This is a genomic window from Oculatella sp. LEGE 06141, assembly GCF_015207605.1.
In the GTDB taxonomy this organism is placed as follows: domain Bacteria; phylum Cyanobacteriota; class Cyanobacteriia; order Elainellales; family Elainellaceae; genus Oculatella.
Genome location: NZ_JADEWO010000069.1, coordinates 22,716 through 28,832 on the forward strand (window position 1 = coordinate 22,716; position 6,117 = coordinate 28,832).

General features: G+C 52.1%; 4 protein-coding genes. 2 read left to right on the plus strand and 2 right to left on the minus strand.

The window, feature by feature from the left end:
- The first annotated feature begins 1 nt into the window (after position 1).
- Positions 2-1,498: a hypothetical protein gene (locus tag IQ268_RS27935; protein WP_193886007.1), complete on the plus strand. Its 1,497-nt coding sequence runs from the start codon at positions 2-4 to the stop codon at positions 1,496-1,498.
- A 113-nt stretch (positions 1,499-1,611) separates the two neighbouring features.
- On the plus strand, positions 1,612-3,279 hold the full coding sequence (locus IQ268_RS27940) for an alkaline phosphatase family protein (protein ID WP_193886010.1): 1,668 nt from the start codon (positions 1,612-1,614) through the stop codon (positions 3,277-3,279).
- 590 nt (positions 3,280-3,869) lie between these two features.
- Here IQ268_RS27940 and IQ268_RS27945 read toward each other — a convergent pair.
- Positions 3,870-4,889: a glycosyltransferase family 2 protein gene (locus IQ268_RS27945; protein ID WP_193886012.1), complete on the minus strand. Its 1,020-nt coding sequence runs from the start codon at positions 4,887-4,889 to the stop codon at positions 3,870-3,872.
- A gap of 119 nt (positions 4,890-5,008) precedes the next feature.
- The coding region (locus IQ268_RS27950; protein ID WP_193886013.1) for a hypothetical protein at positions 5,009-6,117 on the minus strand (1,109 nt) is incomplete at its 5' end.

The following is a 6,117-nucleotide window of genomic DNA, read 5'->3' on the forward strand; positions in this document are numbered from 1 at the left end:
CATGACTCAAACTTTCCACCCCACCACCACCTATTCCGAAGCGGCTCCACCCCGAGGGCGCTGGCTATGGTTTCTAATTACGGGTGTTATCGCCAACGTAGCGCTTTGGAGTATTGCGCTCATCTATTTGAAGACGGCGGAACCAGCCTACGTTAGTGGCCTGTCTGTCACCTTACCGAATGCCGGTTCAGAAACTAGAATTGATTTGCCCCAAATTGGTAACACAACGTCGCAGGAACGGACTCCCTACGATCGACCCAACAGTGACCCACGGGAGGGGTACAAGTACATCGCAACCAGCAAGCCTGTTATTGATGCGGCAGCGGCAGAACTGGGCATTTCGTCTGGTGAATTCGGCAGGCCTCGGGTTGAGACTATCGACAATACGACCTTAATGGAACTTCAGGTCGAAGGGGAAACTCCTGAGCAGGCTCAGCAAAAGGCGATCGCCCTATACGATGCCTTTCAGGAGCGCCTCAACCAACTCCGAATTGAAGAGAGAACGAGACGGGACAGCGGTGTTCAAAGAACCCTGCAAGATGCTCAAAGGAAGTTAGAGACGGCTCAAGCCCGCCTTTCCCAATTTAAGGCGAGTTCTGGCCTCACCTCTGGCAACCAGGTCGATCAACTGGCAACCAACATCGAGCAACTGCGAAGCCAACGAGCGGTGTTGTTTGCCGACCAGCAGCAAGCGAACGCTCAACTGCGGCAAATTTCGGGCAGCCTCAACATTTCTTCAAACCAGGCAGCCGATGCATTTAAGCTTGGCGCTGATCAGCTCTTTCAGCAGAACCTGTCTGATTACAGTCAAGCGTCAGCTTCTCTGAATGCCTTGAGTCAGCAGTTGGGTGCAAACCATCCCATTATTGTCCGGGAACGAACCCGTCAGGAAGCTGCCCGCGACGCGATGTTAAATCGAGGTCGGACGGTATTGGGTCGTGCGGTGGATGAGACATCCCTGGCGCAATTGAGCCTCGCTTCTGTGAACCAGAGCGGTTCATCATCCCGTGAAGGGCTGTTCTCCCAGGTGATTACAGCACAGGTTGATCAGCAAGGATTGACCGCTCGTGCCGCAGAATTGGATCGGCAAATTTCGTTGCTAGAAGGCAGACTGGCTCGTCAAACCCAGTCCCTGTCTACGCTAGAAGCGCTGAATCGTGATGTCACCATTTCGGAAGCTCTATTCTCATCGGCGTTGACTCGTCTAGATTTGGGCGCATCCGATTCCTTTGGTTCCTATCCTCAAACGCAGTTGTTGACCGAGCCTAGCTTGCCCAGCGAACCCGCTGGACCAAAGCCAATCTTTGTCATCTTTGGTGCAACGATTGGCTCTCTGTTAATTACAACTGGTTTAATCACGCTCTGGCTACGCGGTCGCAGACCGTCGCACTACACCACAATTGGTTCGTTTGAACCAGATGCACAAACCGTGCTTTGGAACGGCAGCGTTCCAGAAAAGACGACGGCTGCAACCGAGGTGAACGTAGAGAGCAAGTAGAAAACGGTGTCTCTGTGTCTTTCCAGGGCATCTAGCCAGGTTTTTTACTTGCAACCATCAGCTTGTGCTGACCTGAATGTTTTATTTCCCGATGAATTACGAAGAGGAGTTTTATGAAGAAACCCGTTATTGCGATCGGGCTAGATGCAGCCGACCCTCAACTGATTGAAACCTGGATGGCGCAGGGTTATTTGAAAAACCTGCGACAGTTGCGAGAGCGGGGGGCATACGCTCGCTTAAGAACCTTTGAGTGGTACAGAGCGGAAACTCCCTGGACTACATTTTTAACAGGTTGTTCGCCTCAGCAAACCGGGTATTGGTCGCCCCTCCGATTCAATGCCAAAGATTACAGCGTTGAAGACGTGCAAGCCTATCAATTTGGCGAGCATCAGCCGTTTTATGCATTGGGAGATGACTACCGGGTTGCCGTGTTTGACATGCCCCAAGCGCCGTTGTCCGATCAGGTGAACGGGGTTCAGGTACTAGCGTGGGGTGCCCACTCGCCGCAAACTCCGAGCCATTCTAATCCGGCATCGCTGTTTGAAGAGGTTGTCAAACAGCACGGTGCCCATCCTGTGTTGCGAGATGATAATGCCAACATTTTGAACGTTCCGGCATTAAAGCAGCTTCAAACAGATTTGGAAACGGGGATTGCTCGTCGTGCGGCCATTTGTCGAGATTTGCTGCAACGCGATCGGTGGAACCTGTTCCTCACTATTTTTGGGGAAACTCACTCTGCCGGACACTATATGTGGCATTTGAGCCAGCCCGATCATCCTCTATATGAGCCGATTCGGGCGCAGGCTGCAAGTGATGCCATGTTGGAGGTCTTTGAGGCCACCGACAGAGCGATCGGTGAGATTGTGGCAAGCGCCCCAGACGATGCTCAAATCGTGGTGTTTGCAGCGCACGGCATGGGTTCCAACGTCATGGATCTTCCCAGTATGCTGTTCTTGCCCGAGTTTATGTACCGCTACAATTTCCCCGGCCAGTATGGCTTGGCGCGTGGAAAAGTTGGCGCACCGTTGGGCGGCCCCATTTCCAGCGGTCGAGCGAAGCGGTGCTGGCTGGGTGCCATGTGGAGCATGAAGCATGAAACAAACCCGATCGCGGCTTTCTTGAGACCCAGACTGAAGCTGAAGCTATTTAATTTGCTGGCTCCGTTCATTGGCGCTCGCAAGAAAACGGACTTAATTTCGCCGTTTGACCTGGTCAGCGAGTCTAACTCGTTCTATTTTCAACCAGCGGTTTGGTACAAGCCGTTCTGGAAGCAGATGAAGGCGTTTGCTCTGCCCAGCTATTCGGAAGGATACATTCGGATTAACCTTAAAGGGCGGGAGCCAGAAGGCATTGTTGAGCCGTCTGACTATGACACGGTATGTGATGACATTTGCGAGAAGCTGATGCGTCTCAAGGATGCCCGTACTGGCATCCCAATGGTGAAGGAGATCATTCGCCCCCGTCAACAGTTGAATAGCTGCGAGCCTGAAAAGATGCCCGATGCTGACATCGTGGTGATTTGGCAAGAACAGACGGCAACGGATGTCGTTGAAAGTTCGGATATTGGGCGGATTGGGCCAGTGCCTCATCACCGCACGGGCAGTCACCGTTCGGATGGCTTTTTGGTGGCGGCAGGGCCTGGGATTGAAGCTGGTTCCGACCTGCCAGTGGGGCATTCTCTAGATTTGGCTCCTACGATCTTAGATTTGATGGGAGCGCCTGTCCCAGAGCATTTTGAGGGCAAGCCCTTAGTGAAGGCTTCCGAGCTGGTCACTAACTAATCTACAGCTGTTCGTTGATACGAGTCTTCTAACTATGCGATCGCCCAAGGGCGATCGCATTTTTTATGGTGGGCGATCGCTCCAGCAGCATGACTAATGGGTACAAAAAGAACGGCTGGTAAAGACGCAATTCACCGCCTTTCTACTGGCTACTCAGAAAATTGGTATTTGATAACCCGCAAAGCAACGGCAACAGGACACCCTTAAAGCGCTTCTTGCAGAAGACATTCAGTAACCGGATGCTTTGGCCTCAATCTGCACTATTGGGCTAGCGGCTGTAGGGTGACGATCGCCCTCACTCTACAAATGACAGGTTAAAGGACAACGTGTCTCGGTTCGCCGCTCAACCACCCAGAATAAAACTCTGAGCGAACAGCGACAGTTCGTTGAACTGGACTTCAATGCCCAATGGCGACATCAAGCCGTTTAGCTGTGGAAGAGAGGGCATTCATCTTCTGGTGAATCGGAACTTGACCAGGACGTGTTGGGTTAGCAGGCGGCAACCTATGCCAGATTAAAACCAGCAAACGCAAAAGGGCACCTGTAAAGGTGCCCTTCTGTTGCTCAGGGACAAACTTGTAACGAGCCGTTTAAACCTGACTGTGCTGTTTGCCGCCAATAACCTCTCGAACTCGGTAAATTGGACGGTTTTGCGATTCGTGATACGTCCGCATTAACAGCTCCGCCAACAGACCAAAGCTGAATAGCTGAACGCCAGTCAAAAACAGCACAACGGCCAAAATTAATAAGGGGCGATCGCCAATGCTCTGGCCAAAGCCTAGCTTCAATACAGTGAGATAAAGTCCTGTCAAGGTTCCCGCAATCATGGCACCGCCCCCGAACAGGCCAAACACGTGCATCGGACGGGTTAAAAACTTCTTCATAAAGAAGATCGTTAGTAAATCCATTAGAACCCGGAACGTGCGACCCAACCCATACTTACTCTTACCAAACTTCCGGGCGTGGTGCCGCACCGGAATCTCGCTGATTCGTGCCCCTTCAATGAAGGCCAGCGCTGGTAAAAAGCGGTGCAGTTCACCATATAGCTTCATATCGGTCACTAGCTCAGAACGGTAAGCCTTGAGCGAACAGCCGTAGTCGTGCAGTTGCACTCCGGTCACTTTACCGATGAGCAGATTAGCAATCTTGGAAGGCAGCAGCCGAGTTAGCGCTGCATCTTGCCGCTGCTTGCGCCAGCCGCTGACCAGGTCGTAGCCTTCGTCTAGTTTGGCGAGCAAGCGAGGAATATCGGTTGGGTCGTTCTGCAAATCACCGTCCAGCGTGATGATAACCCGACCACAGGCATAGTTAAACCCGGCTGACATGGCTGGAGTTTGTCCATAGTTACGGCGCAGAAGCACCGCTCTTAGATACGGGTGGCTTTGCGCTTGCTGGCGCAGGATATCAGCCGAACCATCCGTTGAACCATCATCAACACAAATAATTTCGTAGGTGAGTTTAGTCGCATCAAGGTTGGTGGTGATAGCGCTGAGCAAATGAGGCAGGCTTTCCGCTTCATTGTAAATTGGTACGACAATGGAGAGGTCGGGCCGCTCTTCAGAGAGCAGGGTCAATGCTTCATGCGAATTCGAGATGATAGAAGAATTCATGTATGTGTAGAACCTGTTCAGAAAATAATAGATGACAAATAATTAGACTCAGAGCCAGTCAAGCCGCGATCGCGCCGACAACAGGGGCAAAACCAGAACGCTGATGCGCTCGTCTTAGCCTAAGGGTTTTTACGTAGGAACACTACAACAGTAGAGTGATTGAACCGTCCCAGGTCAAGGTTATAGGGGCCAGAAAACTCCGGAGAGGCTTTCATCAACTCAACCAACTCAGTATTGTGTTGGTTATCTAAATCCTGCTTATCAGCTATACCTGTTGGCAAGTTAAAACCAGTTAGAACAATGTTGCTGGCCTGGATGTCTTGTTTGACCTTGTTCCAGTCAATGTCGCCATGCACGTACAGCCACAGGGTCGATACTTGAGCCTCTTTCCCAGCCGTTACCCACGGATGCCGAATATGTTCTGGGGTTAGGTTGCCTCCATTGCCCATATAGGCGATAGAGGGGTCGGAAATGGCATGTTGCTCCGCCAAATCCTTTAGCTTTGACCAATCCCACTGCTCTCGTCGCTGCATCACCGTCGTTGGATTGCCCCACAACAGCATTTCAGCCGCGCGATCGCCTTCCTGGTAGCGGGGAGAACCAGAAGAAGGAGAGACCATAATCACTAACTGGAAGCAAAATACGGCAATAACAATTGCGGCCAACCAGCGAGAGGCCAACCAGCGGGAGAGGGATGCCATAATTCCCAGCCCAATTGCCAGGGGAACTAAAGCGATGGCGGTCAACCGAGGATTGTGGTTGGTGCCAACCGCCGCCACAAACAAGAGCGGCACCGATCCAGCCAAACACAGCACTACCGCTTGCAGCTTGGCCGCATTAATCTTCAGCCGTTTACTGAGCAACTGAATGACGAACGTAGCCGTAACGGCCAGAGCCAGTAGGGTTAATGCAGGCCCCAGCATGGACTGCATGAAAACATACAACCACTTGAGGATCGTAGAGAGTGAACCCTCTTCGCCAAGGGCATGTCGGCTATAGCCACCCGATAAAAACGCCTTAGCGATCGCTGGTTTAGCGTTAAAGACCCACCAGGGAAACATTACCAGAACAGCAACGCCGACAGCCTTAACCAGCGACCAGATAGTTGTGCGGGACTCGGGCTTGAGCCAGCGTAACCCCAATTCCAGCAAGATTACCGGAGCTGCAATGAACAAAATGGTTGGCTTTGCCATGCCGCCCAGCCCCAAGGCCAGACCCAACCCAACCC

Bases quoted from the DNA above. Each gene is read 5' to 3' on its own strand.
- IQ268_RS27935 (WP_193886007.1), top strand. From the start codon at position 2: ATGACTCAAACTTTCCACCCCACCACCACCTATTCCGAAGCGGCTCCA.
- IQ268_RS27940 (WP_193886010.1), top strand. From the start codon at position 1,612: ATGAAGAAACCCGTTATTGCGATCGGGCTAGATGCAGCCGACCCTCAA.
- IQ268_RS27945 (WP_193886012.1), bottom strand. From the start codon at position 4,889: ATGAATTCTTCTATCATCTCGAATTCGCATGAAGCATTGACCCTGCTC.